This is a genomic window from Psychrobacter sp., from assembly GCF_030454045.1.
Classification (GTDB): domain Bacteria; phylum Pseudomonadota; class Gammaproteobacteria; order Pseudomonadales; family Moraxellaceae; genus Psychrobacter.
In genome coordinates this window covers 1-18700 of sequence record NZ_JAKDJE010000007.1, presented here as the reverse complement: position 1 = coordinate 18700, position 18700 = coordinate 1, and the positions used below count along the sequence as shown (strand labels likewise).

Below are 18700 nucleotides of genomic sequence, written 5' to 3'. Positions count from 1 at the left end.
TAACTCACCTAGTCTAAGTTAACCCAAGATTTCGTCTACAGATTTACCACGTTTAGCTGCCATCTTCTCTGGAGTTGACATATCACGTAAACCGTTAAACGTTGCACGAACAACGTTAGCAGTATTGGTAGAACCATAACATTTAGTCAAAACGTCTTTGACACCAGCAACTTCTAATACAGCACGCATTGCGCCACCAGCGATTACGCCAGTACCTTCAGATGCAGGCTGCATGTAAACTTTACTAGCACCATGACTTGCTTTGATCGGATGATACAAAGTTGCATCATTTAATTCAACAGTAATCATATTGCGTTTGGCAGCTTCTAGTGCTTTTTGGATAGCAGCTGGCACTTCACGAGCTTTACCACGACCAAAGCCAACACGGCCATTTCCATCACCCACTACAGTCAATGCAGTGAAAGAGAAAATACGACCACCTTTAACAACTTTTGCAACGCGATCAACGGTAACTAAGCGTTCTACTAAACCGTCAGTCTGTTCATTTTTTTCATTTTTATCATTTCTAGCCATGATTAAAACTCCAATCCGTTTTCGCGAGCAGCTTCTGCTAAAGCTTTAACTCGACCATGATATTTAAAACCACTACGGTCAAAGGCAACTTTAGTAATGCCAGCTGCTTTTGCGCGTTCTGCGATCATTTGGCCTACAGACGTTGCTGAATCAGCATTACCAGTCGCGCCTGAACGCAAGCTGCTGTCTAAGGTAGATGCCTGAGCAATCACTTCACCACCATTTGGAGAGATAATCTGGGCATAAATATGTTTTGACGTGCGGTTAACCGTTAAGCGATGAACGCCTAGATGACGGATATGCGCGCGTGTTTTCTTAGCTCGACGCAGACGAGCTGCTTTTTTATCAAACATTTCAACTCACCTTATTTTTTCTTAGCTTCTTTGCGAATCACATGCTCGTCACTATAACGAATACCTTTGCCTTTATAAGGCTCAGGTGGGCGGAAACCACGGATATTAGCCGCTGCTTGACCAAGCTGCTGTTTATTGTTTGATTTCAAAACAATTTCAGTTTGCGTTGGGGTTTCAGCCGATACACCTTCAGGTAGTGTGTACTCTACTGGATGAGAGTAGCCAACGTTCAAGGTTACTTTGTTACCAGCAACTTGTGCGCGATAACCAACACCAATTAGCTGAAGACGTTTTTCAAAGCCTTCGCTCACGCCTGTTACATAGTTGTTTAACAGTGCGCGCATGGTGCCTGTGTGCATCATAGCTTCTTGTGAATCGACTGCAGGTGAGAAAATGATAGCATCATCTTCCTGTTTCAGCTCGACCAATTCATGCAGGTGTAAAGACATAGTACCGTTCTTGCCTTTAACTTCGACCTGCCGATCGTTCAAAGTAACGCTTACGCCACTTGGCAGCGTTACTGGGGCTTTAGCCACACGAGACATAGGAATATTCCTTAAAAAATTTAACTTGCTTTTATTAGCGAAAAAACTAACAGGCTAAAAAGCGTGTTAGTTTAGCATAGTTGACCGTGTTAGACACCTATCAATTTGAAATAATTTAATATTACTCAATCAATAGAAGTCTAACCACCATCAAATAGACTTCATCGTCGTATAGCTTACGCTACAAATGCAACGATTTCACCACCGATACCAGCAGCGCGTGCAGCACGATCGCTCATGATACCTTGGCTTGTAGATACGATAGCAACACCCATACCTTGCTTAACAGTAGGGATATCATCTTTACCGCGGAACTGGCGAAGACCAGGACGGCTATAACGTTGAATTGTTTCGATGACAGCACGGCCTTCGAAATATTTTAATTCAATAGTAAGGGTTGCTTTGTTGTTTTCTTCTTCAGTAACAACAGCACTTGCCACATAACCTTCGCTAACTAGCAAATCAGCAATTGATTTACGTAATTTAGAGCTCGGCATTGTTACCGATACTTTGTTAGCCATTTGTGCGTTACGGATACGGGTTAGCATATCCCCAACGGTATCTTGCATACTCATATAGTTACTCCTTACCAGCTTGCTTTACGAACACCAGGCACATCGCCTTGCATGACACGTTCACGCAGCATATTGCGTGATAAGCCAAACTTGCGGAAGTAACCGTGAGGACGACCGGTGATAGCACAACGATTACGGAGACGTACTGGTGAGGCGTTGCGTGGTAGTGCTTGTAGCTCTAACATCGCGTCCATACGCTCTTCGTCTGATGCGTTGATATCACTGATAGTTTGTTTTAGCTTGATACGCTTTTCAGCATATTTAGCAACCATTTTTTCGCGTTTTAATTCGCGGTTAATCATGCTCTTCTTTGCCATAACGTCTTTACCTTATTTAAATGGGAAGCCGAATGCTTTAAGCAACGCACGACCTTCTTCATCAGATTGAGCTGACGTGGTGATTGTCACATCCATACCACGGATACGATCAATTTTGTCAAAATCTACTTCTGGGAATACGATCTGTTCTTTGATACCCAATGAGTAGTTACCACGTCCGTCAAAGGCTTTAGGTGAAAAACCGCGGAAATCACGAATACGAGGAATTGCAATGGCAACGAGACGATCTAAAAATTCGTACATTTGCTCACCGCGTAGCGTTACTTTACAGCCAATTGGCCATTCTTCACGAATCTTAAAACCAGCAACTGATTTACGCGCTTTAGTGACAATAGGTTTTTGACCAGCAATCGCAGTCATATCAGCTACAGCACCTTCAAGTAATTTCTTATCTTGAGACGCACCGCCTACACCCATGTTAAGTGTGATTTTAGTGATTTTAGGCACTTGCATCACATTGTCTAAACCAAGCTCTTCTTTGATTTGCTGCTTTAGTTTATCGTTATATAAAGATTTTAATCTTGCCATTACCATTACACCCTTAGTGTCTTACGCAGTCGCCACTACTTCACCGTTTGAACGATAGACGCGTTGTTTCTTGCCATCTTCGCCAAACTGATAAGTAATACGGTCTGCTTTTTGGGTTTGCGCATTTAAGATTGCGACATTTGAGATATGCATAAAAGCTTCTTGCTTAAGAATGCCACCTTCAACGCCAGTCGCCTGATTTGGCTTCTGATGTTTAGTAACAATATTAACGCCTTCAACTTTAATACGATCGTTTTTTACAGCTTGTACAGTGCCTTGCTTGCCTTTGTCTTTCCCAGCAATCACGATAACTGTATCGCCTTTACGTAATTTTGACATGGATTACCTCACAATACTTCTGGTGCTAGTGATACAATTTTCATAAACTGATCACCACGTAGTTCACGAGTTACCGGTCCAAAAATACGAGTTGCAATTGGCGCTTTGTTTTGGTTCAACAATACCGCAGCATTGTCATCAAAACGTAACACAGAACCATCTGGACGACGAACGCCTTTTTTGGTACGTACAACTACTGCATTCATCACGTCGCCTTTTTTGACACGACCACGAGGAATGGCTTCTTTAACCGTTACTTTAATAATGTCGCCAACTGATGCATAACGACGATGAGAACCACCCAGTACTTTAATGCACTGAACTCGCCTTGCACCGCTATTGTCTGCAACTTCCAGCATTGACTCAACCTGAATCATAGCGTTACTCCACACGTATGAGCAATAAAAACCAGTTGCTGCCGCTAGCACAGAATGAGCAAGGCGGCATTTTAATATAAATAACCGCAACTTACTCTTAATGTGAGTGATATACGCTCGGCGCAATCAGCATCCTTAAAAAGGCGGCTATTTTAACAGCTTCTGGCTTTCAATGCAATTTACTTAGATTTTTTCTACTTTTTCAACCACATCAACTAGAGTCCAAGACTTAGTTTTTGAGATTGGACGCGTTTCTTTGATGCGGACAAGGTCGCCTTGTTGACAAACATTGTTCTCATCATGTGCTTTGATTTTAGTAGAACGACGAAGCTGCTTGCCATACAAAGGATGACGAACCAGACGCTCAATCAAAACTGTGATGGACTTGTCCATCTTGTCGCTGACAACTCGTCCTGTCAATACGCTAGCATTGGTAGCTGTTTGATTGTTATCGCTCATGAGTCGCCTCGTTGTTTCTCGTTAATCAAAGTCTGAAGCTGAGCAATCGTACGACGATTTGCTCTGACTTCATGGGTATTACCCAACTGACCAGTTGCTTTAGCCATACGAATACGGAAAGCATCAAGTTGCTTTTCATCAAGTAACTGGGTCAGTTCTTCTAATGATTTATCACGTAATTCACTGATCTTCATTACATTATCGTCCGCTTAACAATGGTAGTTTTAAAGGGCAGTTTTGCTGCAGCAAGCGTTAATGCATCGCGAGCAAGCTCTTCAGATACCCCTTCAATTTCATATAGCACTTTACCAGGCTTGATTTCGCATACCCAGTACTCAACTGGACCTTTACCTTTACCCATACGTACTTCTAATGGCTTGTTGGTAATTGGCTTGTCTGGGAATACACGAATCCAAATCTTACCACCACGCTTGATTTTACGAGTAATGGTACGACGTGCTGCTTCGATTTGACGGGCTGTCATACGACCACGCGTCAATGATTTTAGACCAATTTGTCCGAATGCAACGGTGCTTCCACGATGAGCTAGCCCAGTGTTACGACCTTTATGCATTTTACGAAACTTGGTACGTTTTGGCTGTAACATAGTTTAACCTCTGTCTGAGTTTCGACGGTTTCCACGACCACGGCGTTTTGGCGCACGAGTCTGCTCTTCTTTAACGGGATTATAAACGCTGTTCATACCGTCAAGGATTTCGCCGCGGAAAATCCAAACTTTAACACCGATGGTGCCGTAAGTTGTCTCTGCACGAATTGACGAGTAGTCAATATCTGCACGGAGTGTATGCAATGGCACACGGCCTTCACGATACCATTCGCTACGAGCAATCTCAGCACCGCCAAGACGGCCAGACAGCTCAACTTTAATACCTTTAGCACCAGAACGCATGCTGTTCTGTACAGCGCGCTTCATCGCACGGCGGAACATAACACGACGCTCAAGCTGGCTTGCGATACCGTCTGCTACCAAACGTGCATCAAGATCAGGTGACGTGATTTCTTCAATGTTGACCTGAGCAGGTACGCCCATAATTTTGGTCAATTCTTTTTGAAGTCTTTCGATATCTTCGCCTTTCTTACCGATAACGATACCAGGGCGCGCAGTGGCGATAGTAATCTTAGCAGCGCCAGTAGGACGCTCGATCATGATGTTGCTGATCATTGCGTTATCTAGCTTTTTGCGTAGATATTCACGAACTTGAATATCGTTGATTAGGTATTCTGAGTATTGTTTAGGATCAGCATACCAGTTTGCGTTATGCTTTTTTACAACACCAAGACGAATTCCAATTGGATGTACCTTTTGACCCATAACTTATTCTCCTACCTTTATAGTGATGTGACAAGTACGCTTGCTGATACGATCAGCGCGACCTTTGGCACGTGGTAGGATACGTTTTAGCGTAATGCCTTCATCAACATAGATAGTAGCGACTTTTAGGTCGTCAATATCTAGGCCGTGATTATGTTCGGCATTGGCGATGGCTGAGTTAAGACATTTCTTAACAAAGATAGCGCCTTTTTTATTGCTATACGTTAGGATATCCAAAGCACGCTCAATAGATTTGCCACGAACTTCATCAGCAACGAGTCTAACTTTTTGTGCCGATATGGCGGCACCGCGTAATTTTGCAGTTACTTCCATGGTAAGCACCTTATCTCTTAGCTTTTTTGTCAATGCCATGACCACGATACGTACGAGTCGGGGCAAATTCACCTAGTTTATGACCAACCATCTGCTCACTTACGATAACCGGTACGTGAGTACGGCCGTTGTGGACAGATAAAGTTAAGCCAACCATTTGTGGTAGGATCATCGAGCGGCGCGACCAAGTTTTAATTGGCTTGCGTGAGTTGGTGTCTAATGCATTCTCAACTTTAGCAAATAAGTGCGCGTCTATGAATGGACCTTTTTTCAATGAACGAGGCATGAAATTCTTCCTTTATTTCTTCTTGGCGCGGCGGCGGATGATCATGTTGTCAGTACGCTTATTATGACGCGTTTTAAGTCCTTTAGACTTCTGACCCCAAGGGCTAGTTGGATGGCGACCTTTGTTACGACCTTCACCACCACCATGTGGGTGATCAACCGGGTTCATCGCGACACCACGAACTGAAGGACGAACACCACGCCAACGTGAAGCACCAGCTTTACCAAGTGATTTCAAGTTGTTTTCAGTGTTAGAAACTTCGCCAATAACAGCACGGCAGTTTACGTGTACACGGCGAGTTTCGCCTGAACGTAGACGTAGAATAGCGTAGATACCGTCACGGCCTAATAACTGAACGCTAGCACCCGCAGAACGAGCCATCTGTGCACCTTTACCGATTTTAAGTTCGATATTATGGATCACAGTACCCAATGGGATGTTTTTTAGCGGTAGGCAGTTACCTGGACGTATTGGAGATGTTTCGCCTGACATTACTGTATCGCCAACTGCTTGTTTTTTAGCAGCGATGATGTAACGACGTTCGCCATCAGCATACTTAAGTAATGCAATATGTGCAGTACGGTTAGGATCGTATTCAATACGCTCTACCACAGCTGGGATATTGTCTTTAGTACGTTTGAAATCGATAATGCGATAATGTTGCTTATGACCACCGCCAATGTGACGAGTAGTGATACGACCATTATTGTTACGACCACCTGACTTACTTTTTGATTCTAGAAGCGCTGCATAAGGACGACCTTTGTAAAGGTGTGGATGCACCACTTTTTCAACAAAACGACGGCCTGGTGATGTTGGCTTTGCTCTTACGATAGGCATGAGTGTAATCCTTATTCGTTATTCGCTGTTTCACTAGTAGAGGCAGTCGTGTTTGCGACTTCTTCACCAGCATCAGCCATTTGTACATCTTGACCAGCTTTTAAGGTAACATAGGCTTTTTTATAGTCGTTACGACAGCCGATACTTTTACCAAAACGCTTTGTCTTACCTTTAACATTCAAAGTGTTTACTTTAGTAACTTCAACACCTTCAAACATCAACTCAACTGCTTTTTTGACTTCAAGCTTAGTAGCGTTAGAGTCAACTTTAAATACCTGCACACCAAGTGAGTCGCCAAGCATTTGAGATTTTTCTGAGAATACAGGCCCTCTTAAGACCTGATAAAGTCTTGCGTTGTTCATGCTAGTGCTTCCTCAAATTGTTTCGCAGCTTCAACTGACATGATCACTTTATCAAATGCGATCAAGCTCACTGGATCCACTTCATTTGTACCAAGTACATTGACGTGCGGAATGTTGCGAGCAGCTAAGTATAAGTTTTCGTCAACTTCTTTGGTGACGATCAATGCACGTGGTGCATCAAGCTCATTTAGCTTTGCAATCAGTTCTTTAGTTTTCGGCCCAGAAACGCTCAACTCTTCTACCAAAATCAAACGCTCTTGACGAATCAATTCTGCTAGGATGCACTGCATCGCACCGCGATACATTTTACGGTTTACTTTCTGTGACCAATCTTGTGGTTTTGCAGCGAATGCACGACCACCTGAACGCCAGATTGGGCTACGAATAGAGCCCGCACGAGCGCGACCAGTACCTTTTTGGCGCCATGGCTTGATACCACCGCCAGAGACTTCGGCACGGGTTTTTTGAGCGCGTGTACCTTGGCGAGCACCAGCTAAATAAGCGGTGACGACTTGGTGCACTAATGCTTCATTGAATTCACGACCAAAAGCCGTATCAGAAAGCTCAACCGCCGCACCTGTAACTGTTTTTAAATCCACGTTAATCCCCTTGCTTAGGCTTTGACTGACGGACGTACGATAACATCGCCACCGGTGGCACCTGGGATAGCACCCTTGATGACAAGCAACCCTTTTTCGGCGTCAACCGAAATCACTTCTAGGCCTTGAACAGTAACACGTTTGTTACCCATCTGACCCGCCATCTTTTTGCCTTTGAATACTTTACCTGGTGACTGGTTTTGACCAGTTGAACCATGTGCACGATGAGACACTGAGTTACCATGAGTAGCATCTTGCATACTAAAGTTGTGACGCTTCACGCCGCCTTGGAAGCCTTTACCTTTGCTTTGTCCTGTCACATCAACTATCTGACCTTGTTCAAACAAGTCAGCTAGAATCTCACCGCCAATCTCACGACCTTCAAGATCGCTATCGTTGACACGAAATTCCCAAACACCACGACCAGCTTTAACGCCAGCTTTCGCGAAGTGACCTTTTTGTGCAGCAGTTACGCGGCTGTCACGACGGGTACCTGTGGTGACTTGGATGGCTTGATAACCATCTACATCAGTATTTTTTACTTGAGTAATGCGGTTTGCATCGACCTCAACCACTGTTACAGGGATAGATGCGCCTGCTTCAGTGAAGACACGGGTCATGCCGCATTTTTTACCGACTAAACCGATCGCCATTTTAGACCTCTTTATATCTTATATTAATGGGTTGGGTGTGTAATGTGCATTAACCCAAAGCAATTTGGACGTCAACACCCGCCGCTAAATCTAATTTCATTAGCGCATCCACAGTTTTATCAGTAGGCTGAACGATATCAACCATACGCTTGTGAGTACGGATTTCGTACTGGTCACGAGCATCTTTGTTAACGTGTGGTGAGGTTAGAACGTTGAAGCGCTCAATGCGAGTCGGCAACGGTACAGGACCACAAACTTGCGCACCGGTGCGCTTTGCAGTATCAACAATCTCTTGTGCAGATTGATCAATCAGACGATGATCAAAAGACTTAAGACGGATACGGATTCTCTGGTTAGCCATGCCAGCAAGCTCCTAATATGTGCTTTCGTCATTCTTGGTTTGCAAGACTATGATCAAAAGCAGTTTGGTTAAATATTCACTTAAAGCGGCCTTCTGTTCTTAACCAGAATGAGTTCTTTATCCGAACTTATAGCGTGCCAAAAGTAAAATAGTTTAAAGCCCCGCCAACTCTCCTATAATGGATGTCAGCAAAGGCATAATGAAATAGTGCTAGAAACGATGCTCTAGCTGTCATAGCGCCAGCTTTTTTAGTCAGCCGCGCATATATAATTCAGTGGTGTGTATTATACAGAGTATTTTAGGTATTGCAAGGGCAATCTCTAGCGTGATTGAAGACCTACATTTTTCAGAAAACTGTTTTATTGGTCAAAATACTTGTAGCAAGTCTCTGGCAGTAGGCTCAGTAATATCAGTCCAAAACAATATCGTACTGCTCTTGGGTATATAGATTTTCTACGTCAAATGTAATCACTCGACCCAATAGATACTCTAAATCTGCTACTGTATCTGACTCTGAGGTCAGTAGTAAATCAATGACCGCCGCATGAGCTACAACGGTGAATTTTTTGGGTGAGTTGTAAGTACGAGCGCAGCGCATGATCTCGCGAAATATCTCAAAGCAAACTGTCTCTGCCGTTTTGACAAACCCGCGGCCTTGGCAGGTCGAGCAAGGCTCACACAGCTGCTGCCCCAAGGATTCACGCGTGCGCTTACGGGTCATCTCTACCAATCCAAGCTCACTAACCTGTGTGATTTTGGTTTTGGCATAATCTTGAGTCAGCTGTGCTTGCAGACTCTCTAACACATCATCTTTGTGCTGCTGCTCTAGCATATCAATAAAATCAAGTATGATAATGCCGCCCAAATTACGCAAGCGTAGCTGACGAGCGATGGCATGCGTGGCCTCTAAGTTAGTTTTGTAGACAGTGTCTTCTAGTGAGCGACCACCTACAAAAGAGCCAGTATTCACATCAATAGTAGTCATAGCCTCTGTTTGATCGATGATCAAATAGCCACCAGATTTTAGATCAACACGGCGTTTTAAGGCGTCACGCAAGTCATCCTCGACACGGTGTACGTCAAACAGTGACTGCTCTGCTGTATAGTGTACGATTCGATCATACACAAAAGGCACAAACTCCTTGGCAAAGTATCTGATTTGCTCATAGGTTTGGGTATTATCGATGATCACTTTTTCGGTATCGGCATGAACCAGATCACGGATAGAGCGTAGTGGTAGCGATAGCTCTTGGTAAATCAGCTCCGAGCTTTGATGATGATTGATCTCTTGGCGACGAGCACAGATGGTACGCCACAGCTGCAACAGGTAATAAATATCCTCTTCTAGCTTGTTTACAGGAACACGCTCGGCGGCAGTACGAGCGATGAGTCCACCTTTTAGATTGACCGTTTGCATTAAGCTACTAAGCTCAGTTTTTAGACGCGTGCGCTCTTCTTCACCATCAATACGCTGTGATATACCGATATGATCGCTTGATGGTAGATAAACCAGATAGCGAGATGGCAACGATATATTGGTCGTTAAGCGAGCACCCTTACTGCCTAATTGGTCTTTAGTGACTTGTACCAAAATACGCTGGCTCTCATGCAAACGATGTTGAATCAGTGTCTTGGAGACAGGCACAATCTCTGTACTTCGCGCACTGACAACAGGTGGCGTCATGGCTAACCCATCGTCGGAGGTTTCTATGATAGAGCCATTATCATTATGTTCTTTTTTGGCATTTGTCGCGGCTTTGCTTTTACTTTCAGAGACAGCCCGAGGCTCACGCTGCATGTCGTTCACATGTAAAAAAGCTGTCCGCGATTGACCGATATCGACAAAAGCGGCCTGCATACCTGGCAGGACACGTACAACTGTACCCAGATAGATATTGCCGACCAGACCCAGCTTATGATGTCGCTCAATATAAATTTCACCCAAGATACCATTGTCTAAAACCGCAACCCGGGATTCCATTGGACTAATATTAATCAGCAGCTCTTCAGACATAGTTTTTTCTCTTATCTCTTAGCTTTCTTGTCAGACGTTCATCGTCTATTGGTTTTATAGTGTAACAAATGCGCCTTGCTCTTGCCCATTGCCCTACCGTGTCATTATGTGCATCTCTAACTGTCATCAAGTGACTGTTCTTGCATCATGCCAAATAGTCACATTACCTATCTGTTTTCACTGCACTTATATGTTCACTGGGCTCTGTCATCGTTTTTATTAATGCCAATGTTTGGGCGAGTGGTAGTCCGACAACATTGGTATAACTGCCATTGATGCGGCTGACCCAGGCGGCACCTAGGCCCTGAATGCCATAACCGCCCGCTTTGTCCGCTGGCTCTCCACTCTCCCAGTAATCACTCATCATCTTGATGGTTAATGGTACAAAAGCTACTTCTGTACGCTCAGTGATTTGCTGTTGGTCGATGAGGTGAAACGCTCTGGTAGACCCTAATGTATGGTGCTCTGCTGCTTTGGGTAATAATTGCAGTTTGGTTGCTTGTACGGCAGTCCACACTTCATGGACATTGTCTGACATCTGCTGCCACATGCTATAAGCGTGATCACGACCGGTTGGTTTGACCAATACCGTTTTGCCATCTAGTAGCACACCGATGGTATCAGAAGTCAGTATGATGATTGACTCGTTGGCATCGCTTGCGACGATTTTATCAAGTTCTAACGCGTCGTTTAATTGCTCTATAGCGGTAGCGGCTTTGGTGGCAACCATACGTTCGATATAGTCTTTTGGCGCTTCGTTGTCTTGCAAAGATTCATCAATATCTACGCTCAACACCCGAAAGTCCAACTGTGCTCTTGCTAATAATTCACGGCGGCGCGGTGAACCAGATGCTAAAATGATATTCATCGCTCTTCTCTTTCTTAATGCATGGATAGGATATGTGTGTTTATAGTGTCTAGAGGCAGGGATAGACTCGCCATCAACGAGCAAACTTGCGTAATGCCAATAACACGAGTGGCCAACTGATGATGCTCATCATAAGTGACAAGGCGGACTTTGCGACAAAAATGTTTTGTATGAACATCTGTAGTATCCACAAATTGAACTGAAAAACAACCAATCCTAGGCTGGCTATCAGCCATGCGCTGATGGTGTTTAATTGCTTAACATAAATGCTTGTGATTTTAATCACCAACGCGACCACAACAGCGGCAAAAGCCTGCTGCCCCAGATGGGTATCCATTAAAAGATCTGCGATAAGTCCAATGGTAAATGCGGTAAAAATACCGACATAGCGCGGTTGAAACAATAGCCAATATATCAGCACCATAATCATAACCATGGGCCGTAGTGTTGCCATATTGGGACTTAGGGGATAAACATTAAGCGAGGAGGCAATGATAAAGCTTAGAACAATGACCACAATCAACAGTGCCGTTGAATTCTCAGAATCAGGATACGACATGAGTACTTACCTTCGATTGTGTAGCGACCGCTGTTATAGGATGCATTGGGTAATAATGAGATAGTACGATAGGCAAAATTTTGATAAAAAAGGCAGCTGGCATTGTTGGTTAAAACGTTATGACATCAGAACTCATTGACTAATGCTCTTACTCTTAGCGAGCATTTTGTCTTGTAATATCAAGACATAAGCGTTGTCAATAAAGTTTGCAGCTGGCGTGACCTCAATGCTTCTAAAGTTATCAGCCTGCTCATCTTTGATATGAGCGATACGGCCAACACGGTAACCCGCTGGGATACGCCCGCCCAATCCCGATGACACCAGCTCATCACCCACACGGACATCTGAGGTTTTAAAGACATAGTTTAGACTCAGTGCAGATGGGATGCCCTGACCTGTCACAATAGCCCGTTGACCTGTCCGCTTGACGGTGACAGCCACTGATTGCTGCTCATCTGTAATCAATAACAAACGGCTCGTATTTGGATAAACATTGATAATCTGCCCCAAAATACCATTTTCATCAATGACCGTTTGTCCAACTTGCACGCCGTCTTGCTTGCCTTTGTTGAGTACGACAATCTGTCTAAGCAAGTTGGTATCTGTACCAATGACTTGCGCCAAATTCAAATCAAACTGCTCAGGCTTTGTGGTGGATAAAATCCCTTGCAAGCGCGCATTTTGTGCCAAGATATAATCTTGCTGCTGCAGTTTGGCATGTGCATGAATAAGTTGTGATTTTAGCTGCATGTTTTCGCGGCGTAGGGCTTCTTTTGACTGGATGCTGCCACTCGCCCAATGCGTGGCATAGCTTGGCAATAAAGACAGCTCATAAATAGGCTGCATAGCGGCGTGGCTGGTACTGCGCACTGGATTGAACCACTCCGAATTTTTGCTATCAAACCACATCAGAATTAAGGCCGCTATCAACACGATAGCAGTCTTACGAAGTGATAGTGCTTGGCGCGCAAAAATACTTGGAGTCATAAGTCGTCTAATTTAAGAATTCTAAAATGAACAATCACACTTATTGAGGGTATACGTGTTTATCGGTAGCATTGAGTTACAGCATGGATTAATGCAATTAAAGGCAGCGCAGTCGGCTACCTTTAATTTATATAATTGTGATCGCATCGGCTACATCAATGATTGATGCATAAATCATGAGGCATTATAGGTATCCTAACCAGGAGACCATGCTCATGAGCAAAAGCTATTTAGACAAAAATCATGTTCAAGCTTTTGTTATTGATGAAATCAAGGGCGATACCACCACCACGACTGACACAAGTTAAAGGGTCTTCTGCTACTGTCACTGGCAAGCCTGTCTCTTGTGAGATCAGTTTATCTAAATCGCGCAATAACGCCCCACCACCTGTCAGCACAATACCACGCTCTGCGATATCTGATGACAACTCTGGTGGAGTCTGCTCAAGGGCTACTTTTACCGCGCTGATGATACCGCTTAGTGGATCAGTCAGGGCTTTTTGTATTTCTTCTGAGTTTACGATAAAGGTCTTTGGTACGCCTTCTGCCATGCTACGACCACGAACCTCTACTTCTAGCTGGCTATTTTCATTCAATGCAGAGCCAACTTCTTTTTTGATGCGCTCAGCGGTCGTCTCACCAATCACACAACCATGCGTACGGCGCACATGTGTAATAATCGCCTCATCAAACATATCACCGCCAATGCGAATAGACTCAGCATAGACACAACCAGATAGCGCGATAACAGCAATCTCAGTTGTACCACCACCGATATCGACGACCATAGAACCACTGGCTTCATGAACAGGCATGCCAGCACCGATAGCCGCAGCCATTGGCTCTTCTAGTAATAAGACTTTGCTCGCGCCCGCTGATGATACCGCCTCGCGAATCGCCTTACGCTCAACCAAGGTCGACTTACATGGCACACAAACCACCACGTTAGGCTGTGCCAAAAAACGCTTGGCTTTTACCTTAGTGATGAAGTGTTTTAGCATTTTTTGCGTCACTTCAAAATCAGCAATCACGCCGTCTTTGAGCGGGCGAATCGCTGTGATATTGGCAGGCGTACGACCCAGCATTTGCTTGGCATCGATACCGACAGCCGCGACAGTCGGGTTTTGAGTACGATTGCTTCGTAATGCGACCACCGTAGGCTCGTCAAGTACGACGCCTTTATTAGGAATAAAAATAAGGGTGTTCGCAGTACCGAGGTCGATAGCGATATTATTTGATAAAAATCCAAACAGGTTCATGACTAATATATCCAGCGTCTTACGAATGAGGCGAATGAGATTGACTGAGGTGTTACTCGTCAGTGTTGAGCAGGTCGTCGTTAGACATTAACGGGAGCGAAAGTGAATCATCGCAACCAGTCAAACCTAAGCAATAATGATGATATGAAAAACTGAGCTAAATTATACCGATTTAGCTCAAAAAAAACATAGCTATTTGCATCAGTAAGCAAGGATTTTTGTCTGAGACGCTAAAAGTTGTTACAAAGTTTGAAATAGTAGTGACTATCATTCCACTCAATGGAACAGTATTTAATTCGATAACTAACAAGGCTCTACAGGCAGATAGTTGTTTTGCTTAGTAGTAGGTGCATACTGTAACGCATTTTAGAACCTAATTGGGAAGCAATTGAAAATCAATCATGAATTAGGGGGTCAATTTTATAAATGGGAGTGTATTTTTATACCATCAAACCTTCTTGATTGATGCTAGTTAGTGACTGACCTAGCCTATTGATTGATATTGTGGCCCAATCAAGCCTCATGCTCTGTAAACTTGAGTCAGATGCTTTATAATAAGCCAACTTTGTAACCTATTTTATTTTAGCGCTTACGTATTCTGACTTGCTCTGACTTGCGTAGTCACCTACTCTAACAAAAACTGTCCTTAACTGGAGAAACTATGTCTCAGCAACCAACAACGTCTGACAACACTGTCAGCCGTGAAGAAATCTTAGAAGTTGCCAACCTTGCGCGCTTGGGTGTCGATGAAAGCACTGCCGATAGTTATGCCGATGATATCAGTAAAGTATTAAAGCTGATGGACACGCTATCTAATGTTGATACGACAGACATCAAGCCATTAGCCAATATCCATGAAGCCTGCCAAGAGTTGCGTGCTGACGTGGCCAAACACGATATCAATCGCGAGCGTAATCAGTCCGTCGCGCCTGCTGTCGAAGAAGGCTTGTATCTTGTGCCACAAGTCATCGAATGATCGAGGCTGACTAATATTTTGGCTAACTGATATCGTTACGCCCTCTTCATGACCCCATTTTATTTTATGTTATTCACACTTTGACGGACGACACCTTATGTCTGAACTTCATCTATTAAGTACCGAGCAGCTGATTGCAGGCTTGCAAGACAAGCAATTTAGCAGCGCAGAATTAACCGAGCACTATATCAAGCGTATCGACGCGCTAGATGGCAAAATCAATAGTTTTATCACGCATACCTCTGAGACAGCACGTGCACAAGCAAAGGCGGCAGACGAGATGCGCGCACAAGGCGATCAGCGTCCGCTGCTTGGCGTACCGATGGCACACAAAGACATCTTTTGCACCCAAGGTGTCCTGACCACTTGTGGTTCAAAGATGCTACATAACTTTGTCTCGCCATATGACGCGACTATCGTATCTAACATCGACAAAGCTGGCATGATTAGCTTAGGTAAGCTCAATATGGATGAGTTCGCCATGGGCTCAGACAATAGTAGCTCTTACTACGGCACCGTACAGAACCCTTGGAACCTAGAGCGCGTCCCTGGCGGCTCATCAGGTGGTAGTGCTGCCGCGGTTGCTGCAGGTTTTGTCCCTGTTGCGACTGGTAGTGATACGGGCGGCTCTATTCGCCAGCCTGCTTCATTCTGTGGCCTAACGGGTATCAAACCGACTTATGGCCGTGTGTCACGTTTTGGTATGATTGCCTACGCCTCAAGTCTAGACCAAGCGGGTAGCATGGGACGCAGCGCCAAAGATTGTGCTTATTTGCTACAGCCAATGATTGGTCACGATACGCGCGATGCCACTTCTATCAAATACGATATGCCTAACTACGTACAAGACATCAATGATGCAGAGGCTGCGGCTGGTGATAAGCCATTTGACGGTTTGCGTATTGGTGTGGCCAAAGAATACTTTGGCACAGGGCTTGATAGCGAAGTCGAACAAGCAGCACGTGCCGCGCTCAAGAAATACGAAGAGCTGGGCGCAACAATTGTAGAAGTGAACATCACTGACCCTGAAATCACGCTTGCCACTTACTACATGCTAGCACCTGCCGAAGCATCATCGAACCTATCACGCTTCGATGGCGTACGTTTTGGCTATCGCTGTGAAAACCCAACGGATCTGATCGATCTATACACGCGCTCACGTTCTGAAGGCTTTGGCCCTGAAGTACAGCGCCGTATCCTGACGGGGACTTATGCGCTATCGGCTGGCTACTTCGATGCTTACTATACTAAAGCACAAAAAATCCGCCGCCTAATCGTCAAAGACTTCGATGAAGCCTTTGCTAGCTGTGATGTGATCGCGAGCCCAACGGCACCGACCGCGGCTTACAAGCTTAGTGAAGATCTTGATCCTGCAACGATGTACTTAGGTGATGTCTATACCATCGCGGTCAACTTGGCAGGTCTACCTGCACTCAGTCAGCCAGTAGGTCTAACCGCAGCTGGCCTCCCAATTGGCCTACAATTGATCGGTAAGCACTGGCAAGAGAGTCAACTGCTTACAACTGCCCATCTGTTCCAGCAGCATACAGATCACCATTTACAACACTCAGCCATCGCAAAGGAGACGGTATAATGAGTACAGCAACTACTGATAACAATACCGTGCGTAAAGAGCTATTCGTTGATGGTTATGAAGTGGTCATCGGCATCGAGATTCACTGCCAGCTAAATACAGAAAGTAAGATATTCTCTAGTGCGCCAACTGACTTTGGTCATGAGCCAAACAGCCAAGCCAGTATCGTCGATTTGGGCCTGCCTGGCGTATTGCCAGTGCTAAATGCGGGCGTAGTCGAACGTGCCCTAAAGTTTGGTATCGGTGTCAACGCTGAGCTGGGTCTGTTTAATACGTTTGATCGTAAGAACTACTTTTACCCTGACTTGCCTAAAGGCTATCAAATCACTCAGATGGCTAATCCTATCGTAGGCGTTGGCTATATCGATGTCGTGGTCAACGAAGGCGAGAAAAACGAATATCCAAAACGTATGGGTATTACCCGCGCCCATCTAGAAGAAGATGCGGGCAAATCGGTACATGATGCCGTCGATGGTATGACAGGTGTGGATTTGAACCGTGCGGGTACGCCGCTGATCGAAATCGTCTCTGAGCCAGACATGCGCTCTGCTCACGAAGCGCTTGCCTACATCAAAGCCATTCATCAGCTAGTCACTTGGCTCGGTATTTCAGACGCTGTGATGGCTGAAGGCTCATTCCGCTGTGACTGTAACGTCTCTGTACGCAAGCCAGGCGCTGATCTCGGTACCCGTACTGAGCTTAAAAACCTAAACTCTTTCCGCTTTATCGAACGTGCTATCAATCGTGAAATCGAGCGTCAAATCGACATCCTAGAAGATGGTGGCAAAGTCGTACAAGCAACGATGCTATATGATCCAGAGCGCGATGAAACACGCACCATGCGTACCAAAGAAGACGCCAACGACTATCGCTACTTTCCTGATCCTGACCTACTGCCAGTCCGTATCGAGCAGCATACGGTCGATGAGATCAAAGCAGCCATGCCAGAGCTACCAGTCGCTCGTCGTGCACGCTTTGAAGAAGCACTGGGTCTGTCAGAATATGACGCTCGTATCTTAACGGCCAGTCGTCAGATTGCTGATTACTTCGAAGATGTGGTGGCTGAAATCGGTCAGTCAGATGCCAAAATGGCTGGCAACTGGGTCATGGGCGACTTGCTCGGCGCACTGAACAAAGATGATAAAGACATCGTCGACTCTACTATCAGCGCCAAACAGTTGGCTGGTATGCTAAAACGTATCAAAGATGACACGCTATCTGGCAAACTGGCTAAGAAAGTCTTTAGTGCGCTATACGAGCGTGAAGGCGGCACTGGTGATGATGCAGCAGACAAAATCATCAAAGACAAAGGCCTCAAGCAAGAGACTGACACGGGCGCTATCAAAGCCATGGTCGAAGACGTCATTGCAAAAAATGAAGCCATGGTCGAAGAATATCGCGGTGGTAAAGAAAAAGCCTTTAACGGTTTGGTCGGGCAAGTGATGAAAGCCAGCCGCGGTAGTGCGAACCCGCAGCAAGTGAACCAAATTCTAAAAGAATTGTTGGGTTAATTGTATTAAGGAAAAAGGATGGCTAATTCAGACCCAAGTACACATAAGAAATTTGCTTACTCTTATTTTTGGTGGTGTTCTAAAAAGTATGCTGGCATCAGACATAGCCATAATTGA

The 18700-nt window shown here is 44.9% G+C and carries 27 protein-coding genes; 3 read left to right on the top strand and 24 right to left on the bottom strand.

Translation table 11 applies throughout. The annotated features are described in order from the left end of the window. Window positions 1–18: 18 nt before the first annotated feature. The 24 genes from rpsE to L0G63_RS02275 all read right to left on the bottom strand — a co-directional run bounded on the left by rpsE (window position 19) and on the right by L0G63_RS02275 (window position 14502). Window positions 19–534 (bottom strand): 30S ribosomal protein S5, encoded by a 516-nt coding sequence (gene rpsE, locus L0G63_RS02390; RefSeq protein WP_301449226.1) that lies wholly within the window; start codon window positions 532–534, stop codon window positions 19–21. Window positions 535–536: 2 nt separating this feature from the next. Next, window positions 537–887: a 50S ribosomal protein L18 gene (rplR, locus tag L0G63_RS02385; RefSeq protein WP_058025568.1), complete on the bottom strand. Its 351-nt coding sequence runs from the start codon at window positions 885–887 to the stop codon at window positions 537–539. 11 nt (window positions 888–898) lie between these two features. Further along, window positions 899–1432 carry a 50S ribosomal protein L6 gene (gene rplF / locus L0G63_RS02380; RefSeq protein ID WP_301449225.1) on the bottom strand — a complete coding sequence of 178 codons (534 nt, stop codon included), beginning with the start codon at window positions 1430–1432 and terminating at the stop codon, window positions 899–901. A gap of 176 nt (window positions 1433–1608) precedes the next feature. Next, window positions 1609–2007, bottom strand: coding sequence for a 30S ribosomal protein S8 (gene rpsH, locus L0G63_RS02375; protein ID WP_301449224.1), 399 nt, complete (start codon window positions 2005–2007; stop codon window positions 1609–1611). Between the two features lie 11 nt (window positions 2008–2018). Continuing rightward, the gene (gene rpsN, locus L0G63_RS02370) at window positions 2019–2324 is read right to left on the bottom strand and encodes a 30S ribosomal protein S14 (RefSeq protein WP_075102277.1); all 306 of its coding nucleotides are present in this window, start codon (window positions 2322–2324) and stop codon (window positions 2019–2021) included. Between the two features lie 12 nt (window positions 2325–2336). Next, on the bottom strand, window positions 2337–2873 hold the full coding sequence (gene rplE / locus L0G63_RS02365; protein WP_301449223.1) for a 50S ribosomal protein L5: 537 nt from the start codon (window positions 2871–2873) through the stop codon (window positions 2337–2339). Window positions 2874–2894: 21 nt separating this feature from the next. After that, window positions 2895–3212 carry a 50S ribosomal protein L24 gene (rplX, locus tag L0G63_RS02360; RefSeq protein WP_058025572.1) on the bottom strand — a complete coding sequence of 106 codons (318 nt, stop codon included), beginning with the start codon at window positions 3210–3212 and terminating at the stop codon, window positions 2895–2897. An 8-nt stretch (window positions 3213–3220) separates the two neighbouring features. Then, window positions 3221–3589 carry a 50S ribosomal protein L14 gene (rplN, locus tag L0G63_RS02355; RefSeq protein ID WP_010196702.1) on the bottom strand — a complete coding sequence of 123 codons (369 nt, stop codon included), beginning with the start codon at window positions 3587–3589 and terminating at the stop codon, window positions 3221–3223. A 183-nt stretch (window positions 3590–3772) separates the two neighbouring features. Next, window positions 3773–4048: a 30S ribosomal protein S17 gene (gene rpsQ / locus L0G63_RS02350; protein ID WP_021813375.1), complete on the bottom strand. Its 276-nt coding sequence runs from the start codon at window positions 4046–4048 to the stop codon at window positions 3773–3775. Beyond that, window positions 4045–4242 carry a 50S ribosomal protein L29 gene (gene rpmC / locus L0G63_RS02345; RefSeq protein WP_025644397.1) on the bottom strand — a complete coding sequence of 66 codons (198 nt, stop codon included), beginning with the start codon at window positions 4240–4242 and terminating at the stop codon, window positions 4045–4047. The genes rpsQ and rpmC overlap by 4 nt, the downstream gene beginning before the upstream one ends. After that, window positions 4242–4655 carry a 50S ribosomal protein L16 gene (gene rplP, locus L0G63_RS02340; protein WP_025644399.1) on the bottom strand — a complete coding sequence of 138 codons (414 nt, stop codon included), beginning with the start codon at window positions 4653–4655 and terminating at the stop codon, window positions 4242–4244. The genes rpmC and rplP overlap by 1 nt, the downstream gene beginning before the upstream one ends. 3 nt (window positions 4656–4658) lie before the next feature. Beyond that, entirely contained in the window at window positions 4659–5381 is a 723-nt protein-coding gene (gene rpsC / locus L0G63_RS02335) for a 30S ribosomal protein S3 (RefSeq protein WP_301449222.1), read from the bottom strand. Window positions 5382–5384: 3 nt separating this feature from the next. Beyond that, the gene (gene rplV / locus L0G63_RS02330; RefSeq protein ID WP_058025574.1) at window positions 5385–5714 is read right to left on the bottom strand and encodes a 50S ribosomal protein L22; all 330 of its coding nucleotides are present in this window, start codon (window positions 5712–5714) and stop codon (window positions 5385–5387) included. A gap of 10 nt (window positions 5715–5724) precedes the next feature. Continuing rightward, window positions 5725–6000 (bottom strand): 30S ribosomal protein S19, encoded by a 276-nt coding sequence (rpsS, locus tag L0G63_RS02325; RefSeq protein ID WP_010196682.1) that lies wholly within the window; start codon window positions 5998–6000, stop codon window positions 5725–5727. A gap of 12 nt (window positions 6001–6012) precedes the next feature. Next, window positions 6013–6840 (bottom strand): 50S ribosomal protein L2, encoded by an 828-nt coding sequence (gene rplB, locus L0G63_RS02320; RefSeq protein ID WP_058025575.1) that lies wholly within the window; start codon window positions 6838–6840, stop codon window positions 6013–6015. A gap of 11 nt (window positions 6841–6851) precedes the next feature. Further along, the gene (rplW, locus tag L0G63_RS02315; RefSeq protein WP_301449221.1) at window positions 6852–7202 is read right to left on the bottom strand and encodes a 50S ribosomal protein L23; all 351 of its coding nucleotides are present in this window, start codon (window positions 7200–7202) and stop codon (window positions 6852–6854) included. After that, window positions 7199–7801 (bottom strand): 50S ribosomal protein L4, encoded by a 603-nt coding sequence (rplD, locus tag L0G63_RS02310; RefSeq protein ID WP_058025577.1) that lies wholly within the window; start codon window positions 7799–7801, stop codon window positions 7199–7201. Before rplD ends, rplW begins: the two co-directional genes overlap by 4 nt. A gap of 14 nt (window positions 7802–7815) precedes the next feature. Then, window positions 7816–8454 (bottom strand): 50S ribosomal protein L3, encoded by a 639-nt coding sequence (gene rplC, locus L0G63_RS02305; RefSeq protein ID WP_301449220.1) that lies wholly within the window; start codon window positions 8452–8454, stop codon window positions 7816–7818. A 49-nt stretch (window positions 8455–8503) separates the two neighbouring features. Continuing rightward, entirely contained in the window at window positions 8504–8815 is a 312-nt protein-coding gene (gene rpsJ, locus L0G63_RS02300) for a 30S ribosomal protein S10 (protein ID WP_010196670.1), read from the bottom strand. A gap of 409 nt (window positions 8816–9224) precedes the next feature. Further along, window positions 9225–10829 carry an Rne/Rng family ribonuclease gene (locus L0G63_RS02295; RefSeq protein ID WP_301449219.1) on the bottom strand — a complete coding sequence of 535 codons (1605 nt, stop codon included), beginning with the start codon at window positions 10827–10829 and terminating at the stop codon, window positions 9225–9227. A 163-nt stretch (window positions 10830–10992) separates the two neighbouring features. Further along, the gene (locus L0G63_RS02290) at window positions 10993–11697 is read right to left on the bottom strand and encodes a nucleoside triphosphate pyrophosphatase (protein WP_301449218.1); all 705 of its coding nucleotides are present in this window, start codon (window positions 11695–11697) and stop codon (window positions 10993–10995) included. A gap of 73 nt (window positions 11698–11770) precedes the next feature. Then, window positions 11771–12256, bottom strand: a complete 486-nt coding sequence (gene mreD / locus L0G63_RS02285) for a rod shape-determining protein MreD (protein ID WP_301449217.1) — start codon at window positions 12254–12256, stop codon at window positions 11771–11773. A gap of 132 nt (window positions 12257–12388) precedes the next feature. Beyond that, on the bottom strand, window positions 12389–13243 hold the full coding sequence (gene mreC, locus L0G63_RS02280) for a rod shape-determining protein MreC (RefSeq protein ID WP_301449216.1): 855 nt from the start codon (window positions 13241–13243) through the stop codon (window positions 12389–12391). 230 nt (window positions 13244–13473) lie between these two features. Continuing rightward, entirely contained in the window at window positions 13474–14502 is a 1029-nt protein-coding gene (locus L0G63_RS02275; protein WP_367618351.1) for a rod shape-determining protein, read from the bottom strand. 661 nt (window positions 14503–15163) lie between these two features. Between L0G63_RS02275 and gatC the strand changes: the two genes are divergently transcribed. The 3 genes from gatC (at window position 15164) to gatB (ending at window position 18583) form a co-directional block, all read left to right on the top strand. Next, on the top strand, window positions 15164–15478 hold the full coding sequence (gene gatC, locus L0G63_RS02270; RefSeq protein ID WP_301449215.1) for an Asp-tRNA(Asn)/Glu-tRNA(Gln) amidotransferase subunit GatC: 315 nt from the start codon (window positions 15164–15166) through the stop codon (window positions 15476–15478). Window positions 15479–15575: 97 nt separating this feature from the next. Then, complete coding sequence (gene gatA, locus L0G63_RS02265) at window positions 15576–17072, top strand: Asp-tRNA(Asn)/Glu-tRNA(Gln) amidotransferase subunit GatA (RefSeq protein ID WP_301449214.1); 1497 nt, start codon at window positions 15576–15578, stop codon at window positions 17070–17072. Beyond that, window positions 17072–18583 (top strand): Asp-tRNA(Asn)/Glu-tRNA(Gln) amidotransferase subunit GatB, encoded by a 1512-nt coding sequence (gatB, locus tag L0G63_RS02260; RefSeq protein ID WP_301449213.1) that lies wholly within the window; start codon window positions 17072–17074, stop codon window positions 18581–18583. Before gatA ends, gatB begins: the two co-directional genes overlap by 1 nt. The last annotated feature ends 117 nt before the right edge of the window (window positions 18584–18700 follow it).